The sequence below is a fragment of the Acidithiobacillus sp. HP-11 genome (assembly GCF_015100075.1).
Lineage (GTDB): Bacteria > Pseudomonadota > Gammaproteobacteria > Acidithiobacillales > Acidithiobacillaceae > Acidithiobacillus > Acidithiobacillus thiooxidans.
The window spans coordinates 15,822-39,996 of the sequence record NZ_JACKYY010000031.1 but is presented as its reverse complement, the minus strand read 5'-3'; the positions used below and the strand labels follow the sequence as shown (position 1 = coordinate 39,996).

Below are 24,175 nucleotides of genomic sequence, written 5' to 3'. Positions count from 1 at the left end.
CTTGGGCTCGGAGATGTGTATAAGAGACAGNNCTGAGTAACGGCACTCTGGAAGGTTTCAACAGTCTGCTCCAGTCCGCCAAATCCAGGGCACGGGGCTATCGCACCCACAAGAATTTTATTAACATGGCTTACCTCGTACTGGGTAAGCTGGATCTCAAGCTACCCACTTAAAACAGCGAGGAACCATCCAAGAGAAGATGATCCGGATCAAGGGTTTCAGCGCACATTGGATGAAAGTCGAGCAAAATCTATTGCAGGCTATATCCGAAACGGTGGCACGATACCTTCAAGCATCATACTTTCCGCTCAACCGGAGTCGGAACTGACCTACAACTCAAAAAATAAGACAATTACCTTCAACGAAGTGCAAGGCTCCTTCCTAATTCTGGATGGGCAGCATCGCGCATACGGCTTCAGAAAGTTGTTAAAAGAGGGCGTAAAATATCGAGTGCCAGTCATTATTTATAATGGCCTCACTCCGATGCAAGAGGCTAGAATATTCATTGATATCAATACGCTGCAGAGACCTGTTCCTAAGGAACTATTACTGGATATCAAGCGTCTAGCCGACAGGGAGTCAGATGATGAGCGAATGCTTGATGAGCTGTTCACAAGTTTCGAGACAGAACCTGACAGTTATCTGCTCAACAAACTAAGTCGAATTGATAAGCAAAGAGGAAAAATTTCAAAGGTCACATTCTATGACTCGATGAAGCCGATGCTAAAGGAATTCAACATATCAAGTACTGAAAGACTTTACAGAATAATAAACACGTTTTTGCTTGCTGCAAATGACATATCTGAAGAAAATCAGTTCAACCTAGAAATAGCAATAACAAAGGCTACACTATTCAAAATATTACTAGCCCATTCTCGCGCAATAATAAGCATAATATCGGACAATAATAGCGATGACATTGATAAGATTAGTGAACACAAGAAATATTTAATTCGTTCACTTCCAGGTTCATTTCAGGATATAGCCAACTCAAAGGCATATTTAAAATCAGTGGAGCTGCTTGACAGAAAGCTCCTTCGACGTAACCTTACCATCTAATGGAAATAAAGAAGGCAATTAGACTTCTTGGACCTTTAATGGTTGAGGGAGTTCTTTCAGTTCGCAACAATTCACATGTACGTTTAGTGGAAATGCTCCATCAGCTGGATTTTATCACGCGAAGCATCACAAAGACAGCCGATCAAATAATCATCAAGTTGCAGATTCTTGATGTTGAACCATTTTATAACTTGCTTGCAGGAGAGGCCAATAAGTTTCTGTTGGCGTCTAGGATAAGCCATGAACGCTCTACTCAAGAGCAATTAAATAATGCGTCTTGGCAAACAATTGAAAACTATTACGCCGCATATTACAGTATTCACTATCTCCTTCGAGTCACAGGGATCAGTGTGACGAATCTGGATACTCGAGGGACCAGATCAATTGAGCGAAGCAGTTATGGGACACCTGTTGCTTTCCCTGTGCCAGCCGGCCTGTATATCATAAAATTTGATAGCTCTACAAAGGAGCTTACTCTAACTAAAAATTTAAAGAAAAATGGTGGCTCTCATCAGGATGCATGGCAGTTGTGGGCGGGTCTAATCGATAAGCTGCGCATGCAAACCAACATAGATCCAATAGAGTATGCTGACCTTTCAATTGACTTGGCTGAACACAAAAATTTTCTTATTAAATCCACATTGAAATACAATCCACCAGAAATCCGTGGGGAAATAAACTACCAGTTTCGTGGTGGCACATGGATTTTTGAAAAAAATTCAGGGAGGTCAATTGGTATTTTGCAGCGAGCAATAGCTGGCACAGAATCATCTTCATCCTCGGTTTTGGCAACCCCAAAAGGCTTAATAGCAAATAATAAAATTATAATCTGACTTGCAAAATATGTATTTAAACACGCTGCTGAAAAATACCCCAAAGGCATTGGTCGAGCACTCTTACATAAATATAAAACCTACGTTTCATGAGATCTTAATATGTCTTCGCAAATACCAAGCTGTTCGGTCAAGCTGACGCCAAAAAGCTTCGGTTCTCCGTTACATTCAGTCGCTGCGCTCCTTACGGTGCCAGCTTACCTTGGGCGTTATGCGTCATCAGGCACCTGCGCGGCTATTGCATAGGAGAAAACATGAAGGGCAGTTGTTTATGTGGGGCCGTTGAATACGAAGTCGATCAATTGGACACGCCAATTTCTCATTGCCATTGCCATATTTGTCGTAAGGCTCATGCTGCGGCCTTTGCTTCAACTGCCGGTGTAATGCGAGGGCATTTCCGCTGGTCCAAAGGTGAAGAGAAGCTGGCGGCTTTTGAATCATCGCCGGGAAAGCTCAGGCATTTCTGTTCTGTTTGCGGCTCTCACCTCGTCGCCGAGCGTCCCGCGCAGCCCCATGTCATCGTTCGCGTGGCAACACTTGATGAAGATCCCGGATCTAAGCCGGTCATGCACATATGGTGTTCGCACGACGTACCTTGGTTGCAAGACGAAGAGAGCATTCCGTCTTATCAAGAGTGGCAACCCGGTCGGTAATGAGCATGACGCCCAACGAACCAACGAATAAGGTTAGATCGTGCGAAGCCACGATCTGAACCCGGTTGTTGGACGAGCCCGGTTCTGCGCGACGATCGGGCTGCACAGGAAATATATATTTGGAACGTATCGGATTGTTTACAAGGATACCGAAGCCAGAGCGTGCCTGTTATCATTTGACTCTAGGTTTACTGCTGCAGGTTGATTGCTCATGTCTGTTCGTACCCGTTTTGCGCCGAGTCCTACTGGTTATTTACATATTGGGGGTGTCCGCACCGCGTTGTATTCGTGGTTACATGCCCGCCGCCAGGGGGGGCGTTTTGTGCTGCGCATTGAAGATACGGATCTGGAGCGCTCTACGCCTGAAGCGACGGCGGCTATCCTTGAGGGCATGGCCTGGCTGGGGCTCGATTGGGACGAAGGTCCTTTTTACCAGACGCGGCGCATGGATCGTTATCGGGAAGTGCTGGCACAGATGTTGGCAGCAGGGACTGCCTATTACTGTTATTGCAGCCGTGAAGAAGTGGATGCCATGCGTGAAGAGCAACGCGCGCACGGCGAAAAGCCCCGTTATGACGGGCGTTGCCGGACACGCAGTACCGCCCGTGAAGGGGTGGCGCCGGTTATCCGTTTCCGTAGTCCAGATACGGGTGAAACGGTGGTGGAAGACCTGATTCATGGGCGGGTCAGCTTTCAGAACAGCGAACTGGATGATCTGATCATCGCCCGCTCAGATGGAACCCCTACCTACAATTTCTGTGTGGTGGTGGACGACTGGGACATGGGCATTACCCATGTTATCCGGGGCGATGATCATCTCAATAATACTCCCAGACAAATGCAGATTTTGCAGGCCTTGGGTGCAAATCTGCCAGTTTACGCCCATGTGCCGATGATTCTCGGGCCGGACAAGCAGAAACTTTCCAAACGCCACGGTGCTGTCAGCGTACTGGAATATCGGGAGCAGGGATTTTTGCCGGACGCCCTGCTGAATTTTCTGATTCGTCTGGGTTGGTCGCATGGTGACGAAGAAATATTCAGTCGCGAACAAATGATTGAGTTTTTTCAGATTGATACCGTCAATAAAGCGGCTTCGGCGTTTAACCCGGAAAAATTGCTGTGGATTAATGCCCAGCACATGCAACGGCTGAGTCCCGAGGGCCTGGCTCAGCATTTACGGCCATATCTGGACGCCCAGGGCATCACCGAGGCAAGTCTGGCCCAAGGCCCGGACTTGTCTGCGGTGGTCGCCTTATTGCAGGAGCGTGCCAAGACCCTGGTAGAAATGGCCGAGGCCGCCAGCATGTTTTATCTGGCTCCAGTGACAGGTGAGGTCAAGGATGTAGAAAAACATCTGCATGGTCAGGGCGCTTTGCTGGAGAGTCTCCTCCAGCATCTGGAAGTCTTGCCGGTCTGGACGGCGGCGGCCATTCACAGCGCCATTCAGGAGTTGGCCGTCAGTCATGCCGATGGGAAAATGGGAAAAGTCGCCCAGCCCTTACGGGTTGCCGTGGCCGGGCGCTCGGTTTCTCCGCCTATTGATGGCACCCTGGCGCTGTTGGGAAAGGACGAGACGCTTGCCCGTATTCGCCATGCTCGCAGCTGGCTTGCGGGGGTCTGAGCGCAGGCCCAAGCAATTTCGTATTTGGTGATCCACGCGCATCCTTCCAATTTTCAGGGATTTTAGCAGCTGCTGATACTTGGCGTCGGGCGGTTCATTTGCGATGATGGAGTCAAGCGCAGTTCCCGATCGTATTTTCCAGCTCAGGAGATCAGCTCATGGCTATGAACGTCACCCAGAAAATTATTGCCGCGCACTTGGTGAGTGGCACCCTCAAGGCGGGGAGTCCGATAGCTATCCGTATTGATCAGACGCTCACCCAGGATGCCACCGGAACCATGGCCTATTTGCAGTTTGAGGCGTTGGGTCTGCCTCGGGTACGCACTGAACTGTCTGTTTCCTATGTCGATCATAATATGCTGCAGTCCGGCTTTGAAAATGCGGACGATCACCGGTTTCTGCAGAGCTTTGCCGCGAAATACGGAGTCCATTTCAGTCGGCCGGGCAATGGTATTTGTCATCAGGTACATCTCGAACGGTTTTCCAAACCGGGTGGTACCTTGTTGGGTTCGGATTCTCATACACCGACTTCTGGCGGTGCCGGAATGCTGGCTATTGGCGCGGGCGGCCTGGATATTGCCCTGGCCATGGGCGGTTTGCCCTTCAACCTGAATATGCCGGAAGTGGTGGGTGTTAAACTGACGGGAAAATTACAGCCCTTTGTCAGTGCCAAGGACATCATTCTTGAAGTACTGCGTCTGAAAACCGTCAAAGGCGGGGTGGGCAAGGTCTTTGAGTATTTCGGCCCGGGGGTGGCACATTTGAGTGTTCCTGCGCGCGCGACCATCACCAACATGGGGGCGGAACTGGGAGCAACCACCAGTGTTTTCCCCAGTGATAGCGTGACCCGGGACTATCTTGCCGCCCAGGGGCGTGGGGCGACCTGGTCCGAGTGGGTGGCTGATGCGGATGCGGGTTACGACGAAGTGCTCGAAATCAATCTGGATACGCTGGAGCCCCTGATTGCCTGTCCGCATAGCCCGGATAATGTCAAAAAAGTGCGGGAAGTGGCCGGAACCAAGGTGGCCCAGGTGGCCATCGGTTCCTGTACCAATTCCTCCTACACCGACCTGATGACCGTCGCGCAGATGCTCAAGGGCAAGGTGGTTGCGGATGGGGTCAGTCTGGGGGTTTCTCCGGGGTCCCGTCAGGTCATGGAAATGGTCACCAAGGATGGCGGGTTGCTGGACTTTATTGGTGCCGGATCACGTATTCTGGAATCTGCCTGCGGACCCTGCATCGGGATGGGTTTTGCACCACCCACCCAGGGGGTTTCCGTACGCTCCTTCAATCGTAATTTCTACGGGCGTTCCGGCACCAAAAACGCCGAGGTTTATCTGGCGAGTCCGGAAACCTGTGCGGCCTGCGCTCTGACTGGCGAGATTACTGATCCCCGCGATTTGGGCTTGGCACCTATTCACGTCGATTTGCCGGGACAGTTCCTGGTGGATGATCGCATGGTGCTGGCTCCTGCCCCTGAGGGCACGGAGGTTGAAATTATTCGTGGTCCGAATATTGCCAAGTTACCGGCAGGTAAGGCCGCGCCCGCGCATCTGGCAGGCGAGGTGCTAATTCGTCTCGAAGACGATATCACGACCGATCATATTATGCCGGCGGGGGCTAAGGTGCTGCCTTTGCGCTCCAATCTGCCCGCTATCTCCGAATTTGTTTTTCATATGGTGGATGAAACTTTCCCGAGTCGGGCCAAGGCATCCGGCGGTGGTTTTATTGTGGCGGGTCGTAATTATGGTCAGGGTTCCAGCCGCGAACATGCTGCGCTGGCACCGCGCTATCTGGGCGTTCGGGGGGTGTTGGTACTGTCCTTTGCCCGGATTCATCTCGCCAATCTGATTAATTTCGGGATATTGCCGCTCACTTTTGTGCATGCTGAAGATTACGCCAAGGTACAGGCGGGTGATCAGCTGGGCCTCGATCTGTCGGGCCTGACTCTGGGGAAATCCCTGATCTTGCGCGATGAGACCCAAGGTCTGGATATTGAAGTGATGCCGCAGCTTGCCAGCGCCCGTGATCTGGAATTGATTTTGAAGGGGGGGGCCTTGTCCTGGGCGAGTGAACAACTGGAGCAGGTGTCATGACGACCCATATTCAGAAACCCGTAACAGGCAGTCCCTTGATGCTGCTGAATGGGGTGTTGCAGGTGCCAGATCAACCCATTATTCCCTTCATTGAGGGCGACGGGATTGGTTGTGATGTGACTCCGGCCATGCGCAGTGTGGTGGATGCGGCAGTGGCCAAAGTCTATGGAGGACAGCGGCAGATTGCCTGGATGGAATTGTTTGCCGGTCAGAAGGCCGTGCAACTGTATGGTGAAGGGCAGTATTTGCCCGATGAGACCATGGCCGCCATTCGGGAATATAAAGTCGCCATCAAAGGTCCTCTGGAAACTCCGGTGGGCGGGGGAATTCGTAGTCTGAATGTGGCCATGCGTCAGGATCTCGACTTGTATGTCTGCCTCCGGCCGGTGCGTTATTTTGAGGGGACGCCCAGCCCCATGCGGCATCCGGAAAAAGTGGATATGGTTATTTTCCGGGAAAACTCCGAGGACATTTACGCCGGGATTGAATGGCCTGCGGGTAGTCCCGAAGCAGAAAAAATCATTCGTTTTCTGCGGGAAGAAATGGGCGTCACAAAAATCCGCTTTCCCGACAGTTCTGCCATCGGCATCAAGCCCGTATCCACGGAAGGTTCGGAACGTCTGATCCGGCGTACCATTCAATACGCTCTGGAGCATGGCAAGCCCTCTGTCAGTCTGGTGCACAAGGGTAATATCATGAAATTCACCGAAGGTGGTTTCCGTGACTGGGGTTATGCCCTGGCGGAGCGGGAGTTCGCCGGACGGGTATTTACCTGGAGGCAAAAGGCCGCCATCAGCAAGGCAGAAGGTAAGGCGGCAGGACAAAAAGCTGAGCAGCAGGCCATTGCCGACGGGAAGCTGATCATCAAGGACGTGATTGCCGATAATTTTCTGCAGCAGATTTTGCTGCGCCCGGAAGATTACTCAGTGGTTGCCACGCTGAACTTGAATGGTGACTATGTTTCTGATGCCCTGGCCGCAGAAGTAGGAGGTATTGGCATGGCACCCGGTGCCAACCTTTCTGATACCCACGCGATTTTTGAAGCCACCCATGGTACGGCACCCGATATTGCCGGACAGGGCAAGGCCAATCCCAGTTCGCTGATTTTGTCGGCCGTCATGATGCTGGAGCATCTGGGCTGGGGAGAGGCTGCTCAGGCGATTGTGGCGGCCATGAATGCCGCCATTGCGGCTGGTGACGTCACCGGTGATCTGGCGGCCTTGCGGGGTGATGTGCCGGCATTGCGCACCACAGATTTTACGGCAGCGCTGATCCGCCGTTTTTAAAGGAACTTTCATGAATCTGCATGAGTATCAGGCCAAGCGTTTGTTGGCCGAAGAGGGGATTCCGGTCCCCCGCGCCATTCCCGCTTTTTCGGTGCGTGAAGCCGTGAATCAGGCGCGTGAACTGGGCGGTCCGGCCTGGGTGGTGAAAGCCCAGGTGCATGCCGGAGGCCGGGGCAAAGCTGGTGGGGTGCGGGTAGTCCACAGTATTGCCGGAGTGGAAAAAGCCGCCCAGGAGCTGCTTGGAAAACCATTGGTAACCGCCCAGACCGGTGCGCAGGGCCAGCATGTGGCGGCTTTGTTGATTGAGGAGCCAAGCAGTATTGCCCGCGAGTTGTATTTGGCGCTGATGGTGGACCGGGCACAGGCCAGAATTACCTTTCTCGCCACCCAGGAAGGCGGCATGGATATTGAGGAACTGGCCGTAACCCGGCCGGACGCCTTGAAAAAGCTGGTTGTTAATCCCAGCACCGGATTTTTGCCCTTTCAGGCTCGACAGCTGGGATTTGAGTTTGGTCTGGATACCAGTCAGGTGCAGCAGCTGACCCGCATCATGCAGGGCATGTATCGTCTTGCCCAGAAGCTGGATGCGTTGATGGTCGAAATCAACCCGCTGGCGGTTACCAGCGATGGCCGTCTGCTGGCGCTGGATGCCAAGCTGGTTATGGATGACAATGCCTTGTACCGGCATCCCGAATCTGACGAATTGTTTGATTCCACCCAGCAGGATAGTCGGGAAATTACCGCCAGACAGTTTGGGCTCAATTATATTTCCCTGGAGGGGAATATCGGCTGCATGGTCAATGGTGCCGGTCTGGCTATGGCGACCATGGACATGATCAAGCTACATGGCGGGGAACCCGCCAACTTTCTGGATGTAGGTGGTGGTGCGGCGGCAGATAAGGTCACCCAGGCATTTAAGCTGATTTTGTCCGACACCCGGGTCAAAGCCATTCTCGTCAATATTTTTGGCGGCATCACCCGTTGTGATTTGCTGGCAGAAGGCATTATTCAGGCCGCAGCCGAGGTAGGCATCCATCTGCCGGTAGTGGTGCGCCTGGAGGGGACCCGCAAGGAGGAAGGGATGGCTTTGTTGAGAGAAAGTGGCCTGTCATTGATTTCTGCCGATGGTCTGACGGATGCCGCGGTGAAAGCGGTGGCTGCCGCTCAGGGTTAAGGTGTCCATCAATATTTTCTGGTTGCAGCGGTTGTGGCCGGTATTGCGCAATTCCGGCCCCTTGATTTCGCGTTTGGCCGATGCCTATGTAAAACGCGGCGCAGATCAAAAATCTGCCGAGCGCATGGCGGAAATGGCGGTGCTTCTGGATCAGATTCTCGACGAGCGCCTGAAAACGGTGGCCCAGGTGGATGATCTGGAGGGTCTCCGCCAAGATCTCGCAGCGCTGCGTAGCGATGTGAATCATACCCAGCCCGTTGTCCGGCGCAATCCTTACATACTGCTTTTGTTGCTGGGTGAAGCCGTCATTATTCTACTGTTGATTCTTGTTTTGGTGCATATATGAGCATATTGCTGTCTCAGAACACCCGTATTATCTGCCAGGGGTTTACCGGCAAGCAGGGAACTTTTCATTCGCAGCAGGCCGTGGCTTATGGCTCCCGCATGGTTGGCGGGGTCACACCCGGAAAAGGGGGCAGCCGCCATCTGAATTTGCCGGTTTTTAATACGGTGGCTGATGCGGTGCAGGAAACCGGCGCCGAAGCCAGTGTGATTTATGTGCCTTCTCCCTTTGCGGCCGATGCCATTATTGAAGCGGCTGCGGCGGGCATTGAACTGATTGTCTGCATTACCGAGGGAATCCCGGTGCATGACATGTTAATGGTGAAACACTATCTGGCGGGTTCGACGGCGCGTCTTATTGGTCCCAACTGTCCCGGTATTATTACTCCCGGACAGTCAAAAATCGGGATTATGCCCGGTTCCATCCATCGTCCGGGCAAGGTCGGCATCGTCTCCCGTTCTGGCACCCTGACCTACGAGGCGGTTGAGCAGACCACCCGCCTGGGTCTCGGCCAGAGTACCTGTGTCGGCATTGGTGGCGATCCACTGATCGGCATGAGTTTTGTCGAGGTGCTGGCGCTCTTTGAGGCGGATCCACAAACCGAGCTGATTATCATGGTTGGCGAAATCGGCGGGCGCATGGAAGAAGAAGCGGCTCACTATATTCAGTCCAGTGTCAGCAAGCCAGTGGTGGCTTTTATTGCCGGATCAACGGCGCCCAAGGGCAAGCGCATGGGCCATGCCGGCGCGATCATTGACGGCAATGCCGGAACTGCTGCGGCAAAATACGCGGTACTGGAGGCGGCGGGGGTACATTGTGTGCATTCTCCGGCTGAACTGGGTACGCGCGCCGCAGCTTTGTTGAGCCGTTAATGCGCGTCGCTCTGGCGCAGTGCAATGTCTGGGTCGGTGACATCGACCGGAATGTGGCATTGATCCTGAAGGCAGCACAGGAGGCAAATGCTGGGGGTGCCGATTTACTGGTAACCCCGGAGCTGGCTTTATGCGGTTATCCTCCCGAAGATCTGCTGCTGCGTGAAGACTTTGTGCAGGCCTGCGCAGAAGCGGTAAAAACCCTGGCAGCGCAAACGCCTTTACCCTTGTTGTTGGGGCATCCCCAGCGCGTCAACACGCGGCTTTATAATTGTGCCAGCTTGTTGCGAAATGGTCAGGTAGAAGCGGTTTACCACAAGCACTGTCTGCCCAATTACGCAGTATTTGATGAACTGCGTTACTTTACGCCAGGTACCCAGCCCCTGACTTTTGACTGTGCGGGAGTCTCCTGCGCCGTGGCAATTTGCGAAGATGTCTGGTGTGGTTCCGAAGTGGCTCAGGCCTCCAGAGACCAGGGCGCGGAGTTACTTGTGGTCCTCAATGCCTCCCCTTACCACCGGCACAAGCAGGGGGAAAGGGAAGGTCGGCTGGCAGCGCTGGCAACGCAGACACAAATGCCCATCTGCTATGCGAACCTGGTGGGTGGTCAGGATGAGCTGGTTTTTGACGGTCGATCGTTTGTGGTGGATGCACAGGGTCGGTTGGTAGCCCGGGGGCCGATTTGTGAAACGGCGGTCATCCTCACGGATTTTGAAAAAACCACTCAGGGTTTGCAGGTTAAAGGTGATACAGCGCTCATTGCGGCAGCCGATACGGAGATCGAGGTTTATGCGGTCCTGACTCTGGGGGTCCGCGATTATGTGCGTAAAAATCATTTTCCGGGTATTGTGCTGGGCCTTTCGGGCGGGGTGGATTCAGCCTTGACCCTGGCAATCGCTGTGGATGCTTTGGGGGCGGAGCAGGTGCATGCTCTGATCATGCCTTCCCGTTATACCGCCGAAATGAGCGTTGCAGATGCCATTGCCGAGGCCCAGAGTCTGGGGGTTTCCTACGATCTGATTTCCATCGAGCCGGTTTTCCAGGCTTACTTACAGACCTTGGCGCCGCTGTTTGCGGGACGCCCGGTGGATACCACCGAGGAAAATCTGCAGGCGCGGGTGCGTGCCGGGTTGTTGATGGCCTACTCCAACAAGTTTGGGCACCTGCTGGTAACCACCGGCAATAAAAGTGAAATTGCGGTGGGTTATGCCACCCTGTACGGTGATATGGCGGGTGGTTTTGCGGTCATCAAGGATATCCCCAAAACCCTAGTGTATCGTCTTGCCCGCTACCGCAACCAACATGCCCTTGTCATTCCCGAGCGGGTATTGACCCGGCCACCCTCGGCGGAGCTGGCGCCCGATCAACAGGATCAGGACAGTCTGCCCTCCTACGAGGTGCTGGATGCCATCATTGCGGCCTATGTAGAAAATGACCGGTCTGCAGCAGAACTGATTGCCTCCGGTTTTGCAGCCGACACGGTGCAGCGGGTATTGAAGTTAATTGACCGTGCCGAGTATAAAAGAAGACAGGCGGCTCCCGGTGTGCGCATCAGCACCCGCGCATTTGGAAAAGATCGGCGCTATCCTATTACCAACGGCTACGCTTCCTGGGGTGGCCATCATAAGCTGAACGAGGAGCAACACCATGAAAAAAATTGAGGCGATCATCAAGCCCTTCAAACTGGATGACGTGCGCGAGGCATTGCAGGAAATTGGTCTGGCCGGAATGACCGTAACGGAAGTGAAGGGTTTCGGACGGCAAAAAGGGCATACCGAGCTCTACCGGGGGGCGGAATACGTGGTGGATTTTCTACCCAAGCTCAAGCTGGAAGTGGTCGTTGGCGACGACATGGCGGATCGCGCCATTGAAGCCATAGAACAGTCTGCGCGTACCGGCAAAATTGGCGATGGCAAAATTTTTGTGAGTGCTGTGGAAAGAATTATTCGCATTCGGACGGGCGAAGAAGGTGCCGAGGCGGTCTGATCCTGCTCACCAGGGTGCAGCCAGCTGCTCCCTAAGCGATCACCTGATTCGGCCATTGGCCTAGGGGCTGTTGACGCGAACAGCCCGGGCTAAAGTTGCTGTTAAATCTCCAAGCTAAGGGCTGTTTTCGGGTATATGGCCTTACTCAGTTGCCGGTGCCCAGATCGCCCAGGTATTTGCTTTTGGGGTAATTGTAGGCGAGCACCTTGCTTACGGTTTCCGCCTGATTCTGGAGGTTGAGATGCCGGTAGGAGCGGACCAGATAGTACAGGGCTTCTTCCCTTGAAGGGCTGAGCTGATAGCGGGTGACCACGTTATCACAGCGATTGGCCGCCGCAACGTAAGCGTGGCGCGTATAATAGAACTTGCAGATGTCCAGGTTGCGCTTCCCGAGAATATCGATGATTTTGGCCATGCGCAGACGGGCATCGACAGCATAGGGACTATGGGGCCAGCGTGTGGCCAAGGTCTGCAGAGTGCTAAAGGCTTCTTCGGCGGGTTTGGGATTCCATTCAGCGCCCTGGATGCCTTCATAGTAGGCAATGCCTTTCAAATACCAGGCATAATCCACATGGGGGTTGGCCGGATGCAGTTTGATAAAGCGTTCGGCGGCTGCTGCAGCGGCTTCGGAATCGCCACTCTTGTAGTAACTGTAAGCAGTATCCAGTTGTGCCTGTTCCGCATAGGGACCGTAGGGATAGCGGGTTTCCAGTTCTTCATAATGGCGAATGGCCGAAGTGTAATCTCCGCGTTCCATGGCTTGCTTGGCGGGCTGATACATTTGGGCAGCCGATTCGTGGGTTTCCGCAGCCTGATCGCCTTTGTGGGGAGTGCTGGCACAACCGGCCAGAAGGGCAGTACAACAAAATGAAATAAGTAAGCGTTTGCGCATGAAGGACAATAGTCTATAGTGGCGAGCCATGAGCGACGATACTACGGGACTTCCCATGATTTTGCCAGTGGATCAAGCCGGTGAACGACTGGATGCGGTTTTGAGTGGCCTGCTTCCGGACATCAGCCGCAGCCGGATCCAGACCCTGTTGAAAGACGGCCATATTCGGGTGAACGGCGCCGTCGAAAAACCCAGCCTGCGCATCCAGGGCGGCGAAGCGGTAGACATTGATTGGCCGGAAAGCGAACCTAGTGTCTGGCTGGCCCAGGATATTCCTCTGCATATTATGTATGAAGATGCGCACATTCTGGTCCTCCACAAACCGGCGGGGCAGTTGACCCATCCCGGTGCCGGTCATGCGGATGGTACCCTGGTAAACGGGGTGCTGGCGCATCTACCGGAAAACGCCTATCTGCCCCGGGGTGGTATTGTCCATCGTCTGGACAAGGACACCACCGGCTTGCTGGTAGTGGCCAAAACCGAAATGGCGCGGCAGTCGCTGATTGATCAGTTGGGTGACCATACCATGCACCGGGAGTATCTGGCCCTGGTGAATGGCTCGATGACCGGGGGTGGTCGGGTGGATGAGCCCATTGGCCGCCATGCCCATGATCGGCTGCGGATGACGGTGCGTGCCGACGGGCGCCCGGCACAAACCGATTTTCGTCTGGTGGAGCGCTTCCCCCGCCACAGCTTCCTGCGTTTGCGTCTGGCCACCGGGCGTACCCATCAGATCCGGGTGCACATGACCCATATTGGTCATCCGTTGGTCGGGGACCCGGTATATGGGGGGCGCATGAGCGTGCCCCAGGGTCTGGATGCTGAAGGCTTGGCTTACTGGCAGCAGTTTCGGCGACAGGCCCTGCATGCCTGGCGCTTGAAGTTGTACCATCCGGAAACGGAAGAGTTGATGAGTTGGGAAAGTCCACTTCCGGAGGAAATGGAAAAACTACTGGATTTGTTGCGGCAGGCCCGCCGTGCTCATTGAGGCACCATCTATTCTAATCCCTGACTGGCCGCTGCCCGCCGGGGTACATAGCGCGATTACCCGGCGCAACGGGGGTTACAGTGAAGGTCCTTATCGCTCATTCAATCTGGGCGATCATGTTGGAGACGCGGCACAGGCTGTGGCTAAAAATCGCGAGATGCTGCGTACCTGGCTGAAATTGCCGCAAGAACCACAATGGCTGCGCCAGGTACATGGTATGGAATTACTGCAGATTCCAGCTGGTCAAGACCTCTCTGCGCTTCCCGAAGCTGATGGGGCGGTCACCCATCTTGCCGGGCAAGTGTTAGCGGTATTGACGGCTGATTGTCTGCCGGTGCTGGCTTGCAGTCGTGATGGTCAGCATCTCGGGGTCTTTCACGCGGGCTGGCGGGGTCTGCTGGCTGGCATTCTCGAAAAAGGGGTGGCGGCGCTGGCAGTGCCTGGCAAGGAAGTTCTGATATACTTGGGCCCAGCCATCGGGCCTGACGCTTTTGAAGTGGGCCCGGAGTTGCGGGCAGCTTTTGTTGCGGAAGATCCGCAGGCTGTCAGCGCCTTTCGTGCCGGGCCAGGGGATCGCTGGCTGGCGGATATTTATCAGCTTGCCCGGCAGCGCCTGCACCGGGTTGGGGTCACGGCCATTTATGGTGGGGGCCTGTGTACTTTCAGTGATAGCGAATTTTTTTCGTACCGGCGGGATGCAGTGACCGGACGAATGGCATCTTTGATCTGGAGGGAATAAGTCATCATGGCGACTTTACGCAGAGCTGGTGATCCGGCGCTGGCTACGGACCCCGACATCATTGCCGGGCTGTTGGCTCCGCTGGGTGTGCTTCTGGAAAAACTGCCTGTTCCTGCAACGGACAGCAGCCGCAGCCTGTTGGCCCAGGCAGAACTCAGTAGCAACGATCAGGAAAAGCTGCTGGAGACTCTGGATGCGGTGTTTCGGCGCTTACAATCCGAAAAAGGGTATCAGGACCGGGATCTGGTCGTGCTTTATCCCGGCCATCCCCAGCTGGAGGCACTCAACGCCCGTTTTCATCGGATTCACACCCATGATGATGAAGAGGTGCGTTACATCGTCGATGGCGAAGGCGTTTTTGGCTTTGTACTGCCCGATGCGCAGCAGGTCGAGCTGACGGTGGTGGCGGGCGATTATATTCATGTTCCGGCAGATGTGGAGCACTGGTTCCGCCTCAATCAACTCCAGCGGATCAAGGCGGTCCGTTACTTCAGTGCCCGAGGCGGATGGACTCCCCATTATACGGAACGTCCCTTGCAGAGTTTTCACGATTTATGAGTGCCTACATAGAGGTGGATTACCAGTTTCCTGTCGGGGTTGATGCGCAGCGGCAGGCTCAGGCCATTGCCATCGGGCAGACTGCCGGAAGCTGGGACGCGCGCTTTCTGCATCGGGAAGAACAGCTTCGCGGGCACCTTGCTGAAGTGCGGGCAGTACATGACTTACCCGAGGGGCGACACCTGGCGACCATCCGTTTCCCCGCCGAAAATGTGGATGGACGCATGGGTAGCCTGCTGACCATGATTTTCGGGAAATATTCTCTGGCGGGCCCGGCCAAGGTCATGTCCATACGCTTACCTGAAGGGTATGGGCAATCCTGTCGCTTTGGTCTGGCGGGTATCCGCGAAAAACTGAACGTAGCCGAGCGCCCCCTGATTATGGCCATTTTCAAGCCCGCTCTGGGGCTGAGTGCCGGGGACCATGCCGAAATTCTGGCGGAAGTGGCGATGGCCGGTCTGGATATCATCAAAGATGATGAAATTCTGCCGGACCTGCCCTCAGCCGCGACGCTGGCCCGCTGGGAAGCCTGTGCACCCATTATTGAGGCGCGTCGCGATCGGACCGGGCGGGATTTGCTTTACGCCATGAATCTTTCCGGCGATGCCCGGCGGGTTCAGGACCTGGCCCGGCAGTTGGTTGCCCGTGGTGCCAACGCCCTGCTCCTGAATGTGCTTGCCTATGGATTCCCCATGCTGGAAGCTCTGGCAGCAGATCCGGAAGTGAACGTCCCGATTTTTGCGCATCCGGCTCTGGCAGGGGCCTGGTGCGCTGCACCCGATCATGGTTTTGCCTATGCGGCCATACTGGGGACGGCAATGTCCTGTGCCGGTGCAGATGCGGTTCTTTATCCGGCCCATTATGGCAGTTTGCCTTTTCCGGAGGCGGACGAGCAGGCCATTGTTGCGGCCTTACGGGCGCGGGGCGTGGCGCCAGTTCCCTCGGCGGGGGTGCACCCCGGTATGTTGGATGCCATTCTGGAAGATTACGGCCCCGAGGTTATTCTCAACGCCGGTACCGGCATTATGGATCATCCCATGGGACCCTCCAGCGGCGTGCTGGCCTTTCATGAAGGGCTGGAGCGCTGGCAGGAGGGCGCTTCCCTGAAGCTGTCTGATCTGCCCGCCGGACCTTTGCGGGCGGCCGTGGAAAAATGGGGGGCTGCCTGATGTTGTCCAAAGCCATTTTCTGTGATTTTGATGGAACCATCACGGAGCAGGAGATTTTTGTGGCCTTGATGCGGCATTTCGTCCCGGGGGCTGCCGCGCAGGTTCTTCCGGAAATATATGCGCAACGCTTGGGGCTGCGGGAAGGATTACCCCGGATCCTGGAAGGCATTCCTTCCCAACGCTGGCCGGAAATGGAAGATTTTGTCCGGGGTACGGTCTTGCGTCCCGGTTTGGCGCATTTACTGGCTTCCGCCCGCGAGGCGGCTGTGCCTTTTATTGTGGTGACAGGTGGCTTTACCCGCATGGCAGAAATCGTCCTGGAACCTTATCGCGCCGGTATTCACGCGATTCACGGGCTGGAAGTGGATTGCTCCGGCCCGACTTTGCGGGTTTTTTCGCCCTGGCAGGATGCGCATGAACTGGTGGCCAAGCGTCAGGTGCTCGCCCATTATCAGCCCCGGACGGCGCTCTGCATTGGCGATTCCATCACCGATCTGCGGGTGGCGCGCGACTGCCCTCTGGTTTGTGCCCGTGATCGGCTGGCGCAATATCTGCAGGAAGAGGGCAAGGCTTTCATTCCCTTTGAAACGCTGGATGACGTCAATGCTGCCCTGACAGCACGCGGTTGGTGGAAGGAGGGTGCCGATGCACCATGAAGATTTGCGACAGGAGCTGGCACTGGCTGCCCGAAGCTTTTATGAAAGAGGCTGGATGCTGGGAACAGCCGGTAATTTATCGGCGCGCATGGCTGAAGAGGCTTTCTGGATTACCGCCAGTGGCCGTCCCAAGGACTTGCTGGACACCGAAGATTTTGTTTCCGTAAACCTCCAGGGAGAAGTGCTGCTTGCTGCCAGCGGACGTAAACCTTCGGCAGAAACTTCCATCCATCAGGTGATTTATCAACATATTCCTGAAGCCCGGGTGATTTTTCATGTGCATTCCATTGAGGCCAATCTCTGCGGACATTTCGCCAGAAACGGGCAACTCCTTCTGCCGCCGCTGGAAATGCTCAAGGGACTGGGGGTTCCCGATGCGGAACCCGAAATTGATCTGCCGGTTTTTGCCAATCATCAGGATGTTGCCCGCATTGCCAAAGATATGGATACTGCTTTTACGCAAGCCATTCCTCCGGTGCCCGGTGCGCTGATTCACCAGCATGGCGTGACTGCCTGGGGGGGCGATTTGTTGTCTGCACGCCATCACCTGGAATTGCTGGAATATTGTTTTCGTTATCTCGTACAGGCTAAAGCCCTCGCTATAGGAGTTCAGGCATGAGTCAAGCGCTTCTCACCGTCATCGGCGAAGATCGCCCCGGTATTGTCGCAGCTGTCACCCAGGCGCTGTTTACGGCGGACTGCTCCATTGGTGACGCTTCCATGATGCGTTTGGGCGGTTATTTCACCATCATGCAGGTCATTGACTACAGCAGGGACCTGGGCTCCGTGGAAATGGCCCTGGATCCTGCCATCAAGCGCCTGAATTTAAGGGTACACCTGGATCCTATCTCCAGTGTTGCGGTCGCGGCAGATCTGCCCAACACCCGGGTCACAGTGTATGGGGCCGATCATCCGGGTATTGTGGCCGGAGTAACCGGCGCCCTGGCCGCCATCGGTTTTAATGTGATTGATCTGGAAAGCGAAAGCTCCGGAAGCGCCGAGCGGCCACTGTACGTCATGGTCATTCAGGGTTATGCCCCCGATGGCATTGAAAGCGTGCGCAAGGCGGTTTTGCCCCTGCGCGAAAAACAAGGGGTAGAAGTGGGTGTCCACCCCATTGAAGCGGCCGTATTCTGATGCCGGTACTGTCCATCCTCACCTATCCCGATGCGCGGCTGCAGCGCAAGGCCGAAGCCGTCCAGGTTTTTGACGATGAGCTGCTAAAATTTGTCGGGGATCTGACCGAAACCATGTACGCCGGTCCGGGCGGCGTCGGTATTGCCGCCCCTCAGGTAGATCGCCATCAGCGCATTGTCATTGTCGATGTGCGTCCCAAACTGGGGGATGATTGCCATGGTCTGATGGTGCTCATCAACCCCGAACTGATGGCCTGGGAAGGCATGGCTGTGGGCCGCGAGGGCTGCATGTCGGTCCCGGATTTTACCGGCAATGTTATCCGTGCCGAGCGCATTCGGGTGCAGGCCCAGGACGTGTCGGGGCGCGAGCGCAGTTTTGAATGTGAAGGCTTTGAGGCGCGGGCGGTGCAGCATGAAATGGACCATCTCGACGGTTTTCTGTTTCTGGACCGCCTGGTTTCACGAAAAACCGATCTGTTCCGCCGCAAGAATTATCAGAAATCCTAATAACCACCAATCATCCTGAAAACGGCAGTTGCCGTGGGTGCTTTTTGCTCCGTTGTTCCTCGCCTGTTGTTCTAAGGCGCATCCTGCTGTCAGGAGAGAACTCGCCCTTCGGGCTCAAACAGCTCTCCTGACGGGCGCAGAATTTCGCCAAGAACAACAACGGCTCGAAACAAAAGTCGCTGCAAAGCACCCACGGCAACTGCCGTTTTCAGGATAGCCGGCATCCCGGTTATGGTGGTTCTGGGGCTATGCGTTAAACTGCATAAGCCGGACTTATTCGGCTCCGTACTGGGTGTCCAGCCAGTGACGATAACTGCCATCCATGACCTGTTGCCACCATTGCGGATGCTCCAGGTACCAGAGGATGGTGCGCTGAATGCCGGTGGGAAAATCCACCGCAGGTGCAAAAGCCAATTCCCGGGTGATTTTGTCCGCATCAATGGCATAGCGGCGATCATGACCGGGGCGGTCACGAACATACTGAATCAGCTCTTCGCTGCGGCGTCCCAGTGCCGGGGCGGCCTGGGGGTATTGTTCGGCCCAGCGGGGATTACTGGCGAATAGTGCATCCATCTTCCGGCAGACCAGTTGCACAATGTCGATATTGGCCCATTCGTTACAACCACCAATGTTATAGCTTTCGCCTTCCCGGCCCTCACCAAGAATAGCGGCGATCCCCCGGCAGTGATCTTCCACATAGAGCCAGTCGCGAATCTGCTGACCATCGCCGTAAATGGGCAGGGCTTTATTGTGAAGAATATTGACGATGATGAGGGGGATAAGTTTTTCGGGAAAATGATAAGGCCCGTAATTGTTGGAGCAGTTGCTGGTCGTGGTGCTTAAGCCGTAGGTATGCTGATAGGCACGGACCAGATGGTCGGAGCCCGCCTTGCTGGCAGCATAGGGAGAATTGGGCGCATAAGGGGTGTCTTCGCGAAAGGCAGGGTCTTGGGGTCCGAGGGTGCCGTAGACTTCATCGGTGGAAATATGATGAAAACGATGGGGAACAGGGCCTTCAGGACCATCCAGCCAGAGCGATTTCGCCACTTTGAGGAGCGTATGGGTGCCGACGATATTGGTCTGGATAAAAGCATCAGGATCATGAATGGAGCGATCGACGTGGCTTTCCGCAGCAAAGTGCACAATGACATTGATGTCATGGGCACGCAGGCTGCTTTCAAGCAATGCCGCATCATTGATGTCACCCTGAACAAAATGAAAATCGGGATGCGTTTCCAGTCCGTCGAGATTGTGGTGGTTACCGGCGTAGCTGAGGACGTCATAAGCGATCAGCGTGCCTTGGGGATGATTCTTCAGCCAGTAGTGACAGAAATTGCTGCCAATAAAGCCGGCGGCACCGGTGACCAGCAGGCGTTTTTCAGCGGGCGATGCAGGAGAGGTTGCGGTCATGGGTTTTCCTTGTCTAATCAGAATCGGTATCGGTGAGCATTTGCCGCAGTGCCTGACGCCAATGTGGAGCCGCACCTAACGTCGCATAGCTGATACTTTTATCCAGTACCGCGCAGGCGGGGCGGCGGGCCGGGGTTGGGTAGGCGCTGGCGGGAATCATACCGATGGGGATGCTACGCTGGAGCAGACCCAAAGCCAGGGCTTCTTCCTGAATCGCGACCGCAAAATCGTACCAGGAGGCCACTCCGGCATCCGTCCAATGCTGAATGCCGTTGAATTCCGGTTGTGCGCAGGCCCTCCAGATGGCCGCCGCCAAACCTGCCGCCCAGGTAGGGCTGCCAATCTGGTCACCAACCACCCCCAGAGAGTCCCGTTCTGACATCAGCCGCAACATGGTTTTGACAAAATTTTTACCGTGGGTGCTGTACACCCAGGCGGTCCGTAAAATGAGCGCATTGTTCCCCAGAATACGGACAATCTCTATCTCGCCGGCAGCTTTGCTGGCACCGTATACGCCGAGCGGATGACGGATACTGTCCGGCTGATAAGGGGTCGCCTGACTCCCATCAAATACAAAATCCGTGGAAATATGGATGAGCCGGGCAGAATGTTTACGGGCAGCCTCTGCACAATGAACGGCACCATCCCGATTGATGGCATAGGCTGTTTCCGATTCCGACTCAGCAAGATCAACGGCAGTATAAGCGGCGGCGTTGATGATGAGGTCGGGCTGAAAATTCTCGGCAGCCTGCCCCACCTGTTCCTGAATGGCAATATCTGCCTGGGTGCGAGACAAGGCGCATAGTTCAACGGCCTCAGGACGGTGACGTTGGAGTTCCCAGCCTAACTGTCCATTGGCACCAAACAACAGGACGCGTTTGATTCCGGATCCGGCGGTGGTCATGCCTGGCTCCTGGTAGCGTTCATGGGATTTTCCTCGGGATATTTAGTCAGAACGGCCGGTTGGGGCATAAAGAAATTCATAGAAGTTGTCCATGGCAATACCCTGGGTATCATAGCCGGTCACTGTTACCTGATCATTTTGAGTGCCCACCGCCACCATGCAGGCATGCTCTTCAGGAAGGGCGGAAGCCTTTACAAATGAAGGGCCTAATTGTCCGCAGGAATTATGCGGATATTCCTGATTCAGGCTGACGATAAGCTGATCAGCTATCTGCTGTGCTTGCTGTGGAGACCTGGCCGCAAAAGCCCGTTCATTCCGCCAGGCATCGGCAATGACTTTGCGTTCTGTGGGCGTGCTGGCTGATGCCATGGCTTCATGATGCATCTGGTCCAGGGTTTCCAGCGCCACATACAAATCGGTGCGCGCACCACTCTGCTGATCAATGACATGAACACTGAGAATAATGGTCAGTATGCCATAAATGACGATGACCGCACCGAGCACCCAGGCAAAACGCAGTCGACTGGATTTACTAGGATGACCTGCCATCAGGAAGGCCGCCGTTGCGCGGGGCGGGCCCGGCGATGTGTGCTTTTCTGACTGTTTTGGCGGTCAGCTATGTGCCCCTCTTCACGGCGAATCTGCAAACGATTTTCGGCGGCAAAACGCATGATTTCCGCAAAGGCCTCGGGGCGTAATTGTTCCAGACTTTCATCCATGATGATGGCCGCGTTGCCATTTATGTTGGCGGGCTCAATCAATGGTAAGTAATGAATTTTATGGTCGGCACCGAAATGGGCGAGTCCCACCCCTTCTATGAGCATCTCAGCCCAGGCTGAGGGACGAAATTTGCCCCCGCTTTCGGTTACGCCATCAATGATGATCATGGATACCGCTGCTCCTCAGGAAAGGGGGCGATAATAACGCTCTTCGCATGGAGAATGAAGGGTTCACGAATAGGTTTCTGCTTTTGCAAAAGAGCATCCGGCTGCATCCTTGCTGGCCAGCTGGGGGTTCGAATCCGTGAGGAGGGGCCAGTCTATGCCGATATCCGGATCATTCCAGACTATGCAACGCTCGGCTTCCGGGGCGTAAAATTCGGTTGTTTTATAGAGGAAGTCAGCGGAATTACTTAATACATAAAAGCCATGCGCAAAGCCGGGTGGTACCCAGAGCATCTGATGATTTTCTTCGGAGAGTGTGGCCCCAACCCATTGACCGAAGGTGGAAGAAGAGCGGCGCAAATCTACGGCCACATCAAAAACAGCTCCTGAAACAACGCGTACCAGCTTTCCCTGGGGCTGATGAATCTGATAATGCAGGCCACGCAGCACGCCCTGTTGAGAACGGCTGTGGTTATCCTGCACAAAGGTGAGATTCAGACCGGCATCACTAAACTGGCGTTGATTCCAGCTTTCCATGAAAAATCCCCGGGTGTCGCCAAATACTTTGGGGGTAATGAGCAGCACTTCGGGGATACGTAATTTTTCAATGATCAAAACGGAGACCCTTCTTCAAGGATGCGCAGGAGATATTCTCCATAACCACTTTTTTTCAGCGGGGCGGCAAGTTCTGTAAGTGTGTCTGCATCAATATAACCCATGCGGTAGGCTATTTCTTCGGGACACGCAACTTTCAGGCCCTGACGTTCTTCCAGAGTGCGGATGAATTGTCCGGCACTGAGCAGGTCAGCGTGCGTGCCAGTATCCAGCCAGGCCGTGCCGCGTCCCAGCACTTCCACATGCAGGCGTTTTTGTTCGAGGTATAAACGATTCAGATCAGTAATTTCCAGCTCTCCCCGTGGTGAAGGACGGATTTCCCGGGCCAGACGACTCCCGTCTGCATCATAAAAATACAGGCCGGTGACCGCAAAAGAAGAGCGGGGTTTGACAGGTTTTTCTTCCAGTCCAATGGCAATCCCCTGACGGTCAAACTCTACCACGCCATAAGCCTTGGGATTGGCAACGTGGTAGGCAAAAATCGTTGCCCCGTTATCGGCCCGGTTGGTTTGCTGCAGGGATTCACTGAGATCGTGTCCATAAAAAACATTGTCGCCAAGCACCAGTGCTGAAGGGCTCCCCGCCAGAAAGTTTTCGGCAATCAGTAAGGCTTGCGCAAGGCCGTCAGGATGCGCCTGTTCGGCATAGCAAAAATCCATCCCCCACTGCCGACCATCACCCAGAAGCTGCTGGAAACGTGGAAGATCGTTGGGTGTGGAAATAATCTGGATTTCGCGGATTCCCGCCAACATCAGGGTGGCGAGCGGATAATAAATCAGGGGCTTGTCATAAACCGGCATCAGCTGCTTGCTGACTGCCTGGGTCAGCGGATACAGACGGGTACCCGAACCCCCGGCGAGGAGAATACCCTTACGCTTCATGAGCAGCCTCAGAATTTTCTGCCTTACCCTGGCTCTGGCAGAGGCTATTCATATACTCGGTAAAATCGGCGCCCACTTCGGGATGTAATTTGCCGAAGGCAATGGTGGCCTTGAGATAGCCCAGTTTGTCACCACAATCAAAGCGCTGACCGGCAAAACGATAGGCCAGCACCTGACGTTCGCTGAGCAGATGGGCGATGGCATCCGTCAACTGGATTTCGCCTCCTGCGCCACTCTGGGTGTTTTCCAGAAAATGAAAGAGACGGGCGGGCAGTATATACCGACCAACCACCCCCAGATTGGAAGGCGCTTTTTCGGGCTGGGGTTTTTCGACAATGCCGCTGACCTGAAAAATACGTTCGTCCCACGGGCGGGCGTCTACCACTCCATAACGGGTAGAGTGTTCACGGGGGATTTCTTCGACGCCAAGAATGCCGGCCTGATAGCGATGGTGCTGTTCGACCATTTGCGCCAATACAGGTGGTTCACCAAGCATCAGATCATCGGCCAGCAGCACGGCAAACGGTTCATCACCGATAACCGGCTTGGCCATCAGTACGGCGTGGCCCAGCCCCAGAGGGTAAGGCTGACGCAGAAAAATGGTACTCACATGACTGGGTAAAATACTTTGCACCTGTTCCAGCAAGGCTTTTTTGCCGCGTTTTTCCAGTTCGTTTTCCAGTTCGTAGGAGACGTCAAAGTGATCTTCAATGGCCCGTTTCCCCCGGCCACTGATGAAAATCAACTGATCGCAGCCTGCCGCAATGGCTTCTTCTACGGCGTACTGGATCAGAGGTTTGTCCACTACCGGCATCATTTCCTTGGCGCTGGCTTTGGTGGCCGGTAAAAATCGGGTACCCAGGCCCGCCACGGGGAAAACTGCTTTACGCACTTCAGCCATACATGTTCTCCT

27 protein-coding genes and 1 pseudogene are annotated in these 24,175 nt (G+C 54.8%); 20 read left to right on the top strand and 8 right to left on the bottom strand.

Annotated features, from left to right (window positions below; genetic code table 11):
* Positions 1–38: 38 nt before the first annotated feature.
* From H7F08_RS10110 to H7F08_RS10055, 12 genes and pseudogenes are all read left to right on the top strand, one after another.
* Positions 39–173: pseudogene (locus tag H7F08_RS10110) on the top strand (transposase); the annotation flags it as partial.
* Positions 115–1,059, top strand: a complete 945-nt coding sequence (locus H7F08_RS10105; RefSeq protein ID WP_319803969.1) for a DGQHR domain-containing protein — start codon at positions 115–117, stop codon at positions 1,057–1,059. The pseudogene H7F08_RS10110 and the gene H7F08_RS10105, both read left to right, overlap by 59 nt.
* A complete protein-coding gene (locus tag H7F08_RS10100; protein WP_193640493.1) occupies positions 1,059–1,892 on the top strand; it encodes a hypothetical protein in 834 nt (277 codons plus the stop codon). Before H7F08_RS10105 ends, H7F08_RS10100 begins: the two co-directional genes overlap by 1 nt.
* A 254-nt stretch (positions 1,893–2,146) precedes the next feature.
* Positions 2,147–2,545, top strand: a complete 399-nt coding sequence (locus H7F08_RS10095; RefSeq protein ID WP_193640492.1) for a GFA family protein — start codon at positions 2,147–2,149, stop codon at positions 2,543–2,545.
* A 211-nt stretch (positions 2,546–2,756) separates the two neighbouring features.
* Complete coding sequence (gltX, locus tag H7F08_RS10090) at positions 2,757–4,166, top strand: glutamate--tRNA ligase (protein ID WP_193640491.1); 1,410 nt, start codon at positions 2,757–2,759, stop codon at positions 4,164–4,166.
* Positions 4,167–4,324: 158 nt separating this feature from the next.
* A complete protein-coding gene (locus H7F08_RS10085) occupies positions 4,325–6,262 on the top strand; it encodes an aconitate hydratase (RefSeq protein ID WP_193640490.1) in 1,938 nt (645 codons plus the stop codon).
* Complete coding sequence (gene icd, locus H7F08_RS10080) at positions 6,259–7,548, top strand: NADP-dependent isocitrate dehydrogenase (protein WP_193640489.1); 1,290 nt, start codon at positions 6,259–6,261, stop codon at positions 7,546–7,548. Before H7F08_RS10085 ends, icd begins: the two co-directional genes overlap by 4 nt.
* Positions 7,549–7,558: 10 nt before the next feature.
* The gene (sucC, locus tag H7F08_RS10075; protein ID WP_065973436.1) at positions 7,559–8,722 is read left to right on the top strand and encodes an ADP-forming succinate--CoA ligase subunit beta; all 1,164 of its coding nucleotides are present in this window, start codon (positions 7,559–7,561) and stop codon (positions 8,720–8,722) included.
* Between the two features lies 1 nt (position 8,723).
* Positions 8,724–9,068 (top strand): hypothetical protein, encoded by a 345-nt coding sequence (locus H7F08_RS10070; RefSeq protein ID WP_024893552.1) that lies wholly within the window; start codon positions 8,724–8,726, stop codon positions 9,066–9,068.
* Positions 9,065–9,937 (top strand): succinate--CoA ligase subunit alpha, encoded by an 873-nt coding sequence (gene sucD, locus H7F08_RS10065; protein WP_193640488.1) that lies wholly within the window; start codon positions 9,065–9,067, stop codon positions 9,935–9,937. Before H7F08_RS10070 ends, sucD begins: the two co-directional genes overlap by 4 nt.
* Positions 9,937–11,598, top strand: a complete 1,662-nt coding sequence (locus H7F08_RS10060; protein WP_193640487.1) for an NAD+ synthase — start codon at positions 9,937–9,939, stop codon at positions 11,596–11,598. The genes sucD and H7F08_RS10060 overlap by 1 nt, the downstream gene beginning before the upstream one ends.
* Positions 11,585–11,923: a P-II family nitrogen regulator gene (locus H7F08_RS10055; protein WP_010641551.1), complete on the top strand. Its 339-nt coding sequence runs from the start codon at positions 11,585–11,587 to the stop codon at positions 11,921–11,923. Before H7F08_RS10060 ends, H7F08_RS10055 begins: the two co-directional genes overlap by 14 nt.
* A 145-nt stretch (positions 11,924–12,068) precedes the next feature.
* Here H7F08_RS10055 and H7F08_RS10050 read toward each other — a convergent pair whose 3' ends face one another.
* Positions 12,069–12,815 (bottom strand): outer membrane protein assembly factor BamD, encoded by a 747-nt coding sequence (locus tag H7F08_RS10050; protein WP_029316334.1) that lies wholly within the window; start codon positions 12,813–12,815, stop codon positions 12,069–12,071.
* A 28-nt stretch (positions 12,816–12,843) separates the two neighbouring features.
* Between H7F08_RS10050 and rluD the strand changes: the two genes are divergently transcribed.
* The 8 genes from rluD to def are packed head-to-tail and all read left to right on the top strand — an operon-like array spanning position 12,844 to position 18,568.
* Positions 12,844–13,803, top strand: coding sequence for a 23S rRNA pseudouridine(1911/1915/1917) synthase RluD (rluD, locus tag H7F08_RS10045; protein WP_193640486.1), 960 nt, complete (start codon positions 12,844–12,846; stop codon positions 13,801–13,803).
* Positions 13,793–14,542 (top strand): peptidoglycan editing factor PgeF, encoded by a 750-nt coding sequence (pgeF, locus tag H7F08_RS10040; RefSeq protein WP_193640485.1) that lies wholly within the window; start codon positions 13,793–13,795, stop codon positions 14,540–14,542. The genes rluD and pgeF overlap by 11 nt, the downstream gene beginning before the upstream one ends.
* A gap of 6 nt (positions 14,543–14,548) precedes the next feature.
* The gene (locus tag H7F08_RS10035) at positions 14,549–15,100 is read left to right on the top strand and encodes a cupin domain-containing protein (protein WP_193640484.1); all 552 of its coding nucleotides are present in this window, start codon (positions 14,549–14,551) and stop codon (positions 15,098–15,100) included.
* A complete protein-coding gene (locus tag H7F08_RS10030; protein ID WP_193640483.1) occupies positions 15,097–16,269 on the top strand; it encodes a RuBisCO large subunit C-terminal-like domain-containing protein in 1,173 nt (390 codons plus the stop codon). The genes H7F08_RS10035 and H7F08_RS10030 overlap by 4 nt, the downstream gene beginning before the upstream one ends.
* Entirely contained in the window at positions 16,269–16,925 is a 657-nt protein-coding gene (locus H7F08_RS10025; RefSeq protein WP_226831233.1) for an HAD-IB family phosphatase, read from the top strand. The genes H7F08_RS10030 and H7F08_RS10025 overlap by 1 nt, the downstream gene beginning before the upstream one ends.
* On the top strand, positions 16,915–17,544 hold the full coding sequence (gene mtnB / locus H7F08_RS10020) for a methylthioribulose 1-phosphate dehydratase (protein ID WP_193640481.1): 630 nt from the start codon (positions 16,915–16,917) through the stop codon (positions 17,542–17,544). The genes H7F08_RS10025 and mtnB overlap by 11 nt, the downstream gene beginning before the upstream one ends.
* Positions 17,541–18,062 (top strand): glycine cleavage system protein R, encoded by a 522-nt coding sequence (locus H7F08_RS10015; RefSeq protein ID WP_024893562.1) that lies wholly within the window; start codon positions 17,541–17,543, stop codon positions 18,060–18,062. Before mtnB ends, H7F08_RS10015 begins: the two co-directional genes overlap by 4 nt.
* A complete protein-coding gene (gene def / locus H7F08_RS10010; protein ID WP_010641575.1) occupies positions 18,062–18,568 on the top strand; it encodes a peptide deformylase in 507 nt (168 codons plus the stop codon). The genes H7F08_RS10015 and def overlap by 1 nt, the downstream gene beginning before the upstream one ends.
* Positions 18,569–18,841: 273 nt before the next feature.
* Here def and rfbB read toward each other — a convergent pair whose 3' ends face one another.
* From rfbB to galU, 7 genes are all read right to left on the bottom strand, one after another.
* Positions 18,842–19,978 carry a dTDP-glucose 4,6-dehydratase gene (gene rfbB / locus H7F08_RS10005; RefSeq protein ID WP_193640480.1) on the bottom strand — a complete coding sequence of 379 codons (1,137 nt, stop codon included), beginning with the start codon at positions 19,976–19,978 and terminating at the stop codon, positions 18,842–18,844.
* A 13-nt stretch (positions 19,979–19,991) separates the two neighbouring features.
* Positions 19,992–20,882, bottom strand: a complete 891-nt coding sequence (gene rfbD / locus H7F08_RS10000; protein WP_193640479.1) for a dTDP-4-dehydrorhamnose reductase — start codon at positions 20,880–20,882, stop codon at positions 19,992–19,994.
* A 42-nt stretch (positions 20,883–20,924) separates the two neighbouring features.
* Positions 20,925–21,431, bottom strand: coding sequence for a hypothetical protein (locus tag H7F08_RS09995; protein ID WP_010641579.1), 507 nt, complete (start codon positions 21,429–21,431; stop codon positions 20,925–20,927).
* Positions 21,431–21,769, bottom strand: a complete 339-nt coding sequence (locus H7F08_RS09990; RefSeq protein ID WP_010641580.1) for a DUF3579 domain-containing protein — start codon at positions 21,767–21,769, stop codon at positions 21,431–21,433. Before H7F08_RS09990 ends, H7F08_RS09995 begins: the two co-directional genes overlap by 1 nt.
* A 63-nt stretch (positions 21,770–21,832) precedes the next feature.
* Positions 21,833–22,381 (bottom strand): dTDP-4-dehydrorhamnose 3,5-epimerase, encoded by a 549-nt coding sequence (gene rfbC / locus H7F08_RS09985; protein WP_193640478.1) that lies wholly within the window; start codon positions 22,379–22,381, stop codon positions 21,833–21,835.
* Positions 22,378–23,262: a glucose-1-phosphate thymidylyltransferase RfbA gene (gene rfbA, locus H7F08_RS09980; RefSeq protein ID WP_010641583.1), complete on the bottom strand. Its 885-nt coding sequence runs from the start codon at positions 23,260–23,262 to the stop codon at positions 22,378–22,380. Before rfbA ends, rfbC begins: the two co-directional genes overlap by 4 nt.
* Positions 23,252–24,163, bottom strand: coding sequence for a UTP--glucose-1-phosphate uridylyltransferase GalU (gene galU, locus H7F08_RS09975; protein WP_010641585.1), 912 nt, complete (start codon positions 24,161–24,163; stop codon positions 23,252–23,254). The genes rfbA and galU overlap by 11 nt, the downstream gene beginning before the upstream one ends.
* Positions 24,164–24,175: the final 12 nt, after the last annotated feature.

Excerpts from the sequence above, each read along its gene's own strand:
- galU (WP_010641585.1), bottom strand. The coding sequence starts at position 24,163 with ATGGCTGAAGTGCGTAAAGCAGTTTTCCCCGTGGCGGGCCTGGGTACC.
- sucD (WP_193640488.1), top strand. The coding sequence starts at position 9,065 with ATGAGCATATTGCTGTCTCAGAACACCCGTATTATCTGCCAGGGGTTT.
- H7F08_RS10035 (WP_193640484.1), top strand. The coding sequence starts at position 14,549 with ATGGCGACTTTACGCAGAGCTGGTGATCCGGCGCTGGCTACGGACCCC.
- icd (WP_193640489.1), top strand. The coding sequence starts at position 6,259 with ATGACGACCCATATTCAGAAACCCGTAACAGGCAGTCCCTTGATGCTG.
- H7F08_RS10025 (WP_226831233.1), top strand. The coding sequence starts at position 16,269 with ATGTTGTCCAAAGCCATTTTCTGTGATTTTGATGGAACCATCACGGAG.
- H7F08_RS10030 (WP_193640483.1), top strand. The coding sequence starts at position 15,097 with ATGAGTGCCTACATAGAGGTGGATTACCAGTTTCCTGTCGGGGTTGAT.
- H7F08_RS10085 (WP_193640490.1), top strand. The coding sequence starts at position 4,325 with ATGGCTATGAACGTCACCCAGAAAATTATTGCCGCGCACTTGGTGAGT.
- rfbB (WP_193640480.1), bottom strand. The coding sequence starts at position 19,978 with ATGACCGCAACCTCTCCTGCATCGCCCGCTGAAAAACGCCTGCTGGTC.
- def (WP_010641575.1), top strand. The coding sequence starts at position 18,062 with ATGCCGGTACTGTCCATCCTCACCTATCCCGATGCGCGGCTGCAGCGC.
- H7F08_RS10100 (WP_193640493.1), top strand. The coding sequence starts at position 1,059 with ATGGAAATAAAGAAGGCAATTAGACTTCTTGGACCTTTAATGGTTGAG.
- rluD (WP_193640486.1), top strand. The coding sequence starts at position 12,844 with ATGAGCGACGATACTACGGGACTTCCCATGATTTTGCCAGTGGATCAA.
- mtnB (WP_193640481.1), top strand. The coding sequence starts at position 16,915 with ATGCACCATGAAGATTTGCGACAGGAGCTGGCACTGGCTGCCCGAAGC.
- H7F08_RS10055 (WP_010641551.1), top strand. The coding sequence starts at position 11,585 with ATGAAAAAAATTGAGGCGATCATCAAGCCCTTCAAACTGGATGACGTG.
- H7F08_RS10050 (WP_029316334.1), bottom strand. The coding sequence starts at position 12,815 with ATGCGCAAACGCTTACTTATTTCATTTTGTTGTACTGCCCTTCTGGCC.
- H7F08_RS10095 (WP_193640492.1), top strand. The coding sequence starts at position 2,147 with ATGAAGGGCAGTTGTTTATGTGGGGCCGTTGAATACGAAGTCGATCAA.
- H7F08_RS10015 (WP_024893562.1), top strand. The coding sequence starts at position 17,541 with ATGAGTCAAGCGCTTCTCACCGTCATCGGCGAAGATCGCCCCGGTATT.
- sucC (WP_065973436.1), top strand. The coding sequence starts at position 7,559 with ATGAATCTGCATGAGTATCAGGCCAAGCGTTTGTTGGCCGAAGAGGGG.
- H7F08_RS10060 (WP_193640487.1), top strand. The coding sequence starts at position 9,937 with ATGCGCGTCGCTCTGGCGCAGTGCAATGTCTGGGTCGGTGACATCGAC.
- H7F08_RS09990 (WP_010641580.1), bottom strand. The coding sequence starts at position 21,769 with ATGATCATCATTGATGGCGTAACCGAAAGCGGGGGCAAATTTCGTCCC.
- gltX (WP_193640491.1), top strand. The coding sequence starts at position 2,757 with ATGTCTGTTCGTACCCGTTTTGCGCCGAGTCCTACTGGTTATTTACAT.
- H7F08_RS09995 (WP_010641579.1), bottom strand. The coding sequence starts at position 21,431 with ATGGCAGGTCATCCTAGTAAATCCAGTCGACTGCGTTTTGCCTGGGTG.
- rfbA (WP_010641583.1), bottom strand. The coding sequence starts at position 23,262 with ATGAAGCGTAAGGGTATTCTCCTCGCCGGGGGTTCGGGTACCCGTCTG.
- rfbD (WP_193640479.1), bottom strand. The coding sequence starts at position 20,882 with ATGACCACCGCCGGATCCGGAATCAAACGCGTCCTGTTGTTTGGTGCC.